General features: G+C 52.9%; 1 rRNA gene. It reads left to right on the forward strand.

Annotated elements, in window-relative coordinates:
• Positions 1-18 precede the first annotated feature (18 nt).
• Positions 19-2900, forward strand: a 23S ribosomal RNA gene (locus tag U4Z64_RS37140).
• Positions 2901-2912 lie beyond the last annotated feature (12 nt).

Consider the following 2912-nt stretch of genomic DNA (forward strand, 5'->3'; position numbering starts at 1 on the left):
GAGACAGACTCGTTATAGGGTCAAGCGAACAAGTGCATGTGGTGGATGCCTTGGCGATCACAGGCGATGAAGGACGCGGTAGCCTGCGAAAAGCTACGGGGAGCTGGCAAACAAGCTTTGATCCGTAGATGTCCGAATGGGGAAACCCACTCCTTTTGGAGTATCCATGGCTGAATACATAGGCCATGTGAAGCGAACGCGGTGAACTGAAACATCTAAGTAACCGCAGGAAAAGAAATCAACCGAGATTCCCAAAGTAGTGGCGAGCGAAATGGGATGAGCCTTGCACTCTTTATTTGTATTGTTAGCCGAACGCTCTGGAAAGTGCGGCCATAGCAGGTGATAGCCCTGTAGGCGAAAACAGTATGAAAGAACTAGGTGTGCGACAAGTAGGGCGGGACACGTGAAATCCTGTCTGAAGATGGGGGGACCATCCTCCAAGGCTAAATACTCGTGATCGACCGATAGTGAACCAGTACCGTGAGGGAAAGGCGAAAAGAACCCCGGGAGGGGAGTGAAATAGATCCTGAAACCGCATGCATACAAACAGTCGGAGCCTCGTAAGGGGTGACGGCGTACCTTTTGTATAATGGGTCAGCGACTTACGTTCAGTAGCAAGCTTAACCGTATAGGGCAGGCGTAGCGAAAGCGAGTCCGAATAGGGCGTTCAGTTGCTGGGCGTAGACCCGAAACCAGGTGATCTATCCATGGCCAGGATGAAGGTGCGGTAACACGTACTGGAGGTCCGAACCCACTAACGTTGAAAAGTTAGGGGATGAGCTGTGGATAGGGGTGAAAGGCTAAACAAACCTGGAAATAGCTGGTTCTCTCCGAAAACTATTTAGGTAGTGCCTCGTGTCTCACCTTCGGGGGTAGAGCACTGTCATGGTTGGGGGGTCTATTGCAGATTACCCCGCCATAGCAAACTCCGAATACCGAAGAGTGCAATCACGGGAGACAGACATCGGGTGCTAACGTCCGGTGTCAAGAGGGAAACAACCCAGACCGCCAGCTAAGGTCCCCAAATATAGCTAAGTGGGAAACGAAGTGGGAAGGCTAAAACAGTCAGGAGGTTGGCTTAGAAGCAGCCACCCTTTAAAGAAAGCGTAATAGCTCACTGATCGAGTCGTCCTGCGCGGAAGATGTAACGGGGCTAAGCTATATACCGAAGCTGCGGATGCGAGCTTTGCTCGCATGGTAGGAGAGCGTTCCGTAAGCCTGCGAAGGTGCGTTGAAAAGCGTGCTGGAGGTATCGGAAGTGCGAATGCTGACATGAGTAGCGATAAAGGGGGTGAAAGGCCCCCTCGCCGTAAGCCCAAGGTTTCCTACGCAACGTTCATCGGCGTAGGGTGAGTCGGCCCCTAAGGCGAGGCAGAAATGCGTAGCTGATGGGAAGCAGGTCAATATTCCTGCACCATTGTTAGATGCGATGGGGGGACGGATCGCGGAAGGTTGTCCGGGTGTTGGAAGTCCCGGTCGCTGCATTGGAGAAGGCGCTTAGGCAAATCCGGGCGCAGGATTCAAGGGTGTGGCGCGAGCTCCTTAGGGAGCGAAGCAATTGGAAGTGGTTCCAAGAAAAGCCTCTAAGCTTCAGTCTAACGATGACCGTACCGCAAACCGACACAGGTGGGCGAGATGAGTATTCTAAGGCGCTTGAGAGAACTCGGGAGAAGGAACTCGGCAAATTGGTACCGTAACTTCGGGATAAGGTACGCCCTTGTAGCTTGATGCGCCTGCGCGCAGAGGGTGAAGGGGTTGCAATAAACTGGTGGCTGCGACTGTTTAATAAAAACACAGCACTCTGCAAACACGAAAGTGGACGTATAGGGTGTGACGCCTGCCCGGTGCCGGAAGATTAAATGATGGGGTGCAAGCTCTTGATTGAAGTCCCGGTAAACGGCGGCCGTAACTATAACGGTCCTAAGGTAGCGAAATTCCTTGTCGGGTAAGTTCCGACCTGCACGAATGGCGTAACGATGGCCACACTGTCTCCTCCCGAGACTCAGCGAAGTTGAAGTGTTTGTGATGATGCAATCTACCCGCGGCTAGACGGAAAGACCCCATGAACCTTTACTGTAGCTTTGCATTGGACTTTGAACCGATCTGTGTAGGATAGGTGGGAGGCTATGAAACCGGAACGCTAGTTTCGGTGGAGCCGTCCTTGAAATACCACCCTGGTTTGTTTGAGGTTCTAACCTTGGCCCGTGATCCGGGTCGGGGACAGTGCATGGTAGGCAGTTTGACTGGGGCGGTCTCCTCCCAAAGCGTAACGGAGGAGTACGAAGGTACGCTAGGTACGGTCGGAAATCGTGCTGATAGTGCAATGGCATAAGCGTGCTTAACTGCGAGACCGACAAGTCGAGCAGGTGCGAAAGCAGGTCATAGTGATCCGGTGGTTCTGTATGGAAGGGCCATCGCTCAACGGATAAAAGGTACTCTGGGGATAACAGGCTGATACCGCCCAAGAGTTCATATCGACGGCGGTGTTTGGCACCTCGATGTCGGCTCATCTCATCCTGGGGCTGTAGCCGGTCCCAAGGGTATGGCTGTTCGCCATTTAAAGAGGTACGTGAGCTGGGTTTAAAACGTCGTGAGACAGTTTGGTCCCTATCTGCCGTGGGCGTTGGATATTTGAAGGGGGCTGCTCCTAGTACGAGAGGACCGGAGTGGACGAACCTCTGGTGTACCGGTTGTCACGCCAGTGGCATCGCCGGGTAGCTATGTTCGGAAGAGATAACCGCTGAAAGCATCTAAGCGGGAAACTCGCCTTAAGATGAGATATCCCTGGGGACTAGATCCCCTTGAAGGGTCGTTCGAGACCAGGACGTTGATAGGTCAGGTGTGTAAGCGCAGTAATGCGTTCAGCTAACTGATACTAATTGCCCGTAAGGCTTGATCCTATAACAAGTCTG

The organism is Burkholderia sp. BCC1996 (assembly GCF_905339955.1).
Classification (GTDB): Bacteria; Pseudomonadota; Gammaproteobacteria; order Burkholderiales; family Burkholderiaceae; genus Burkholderia.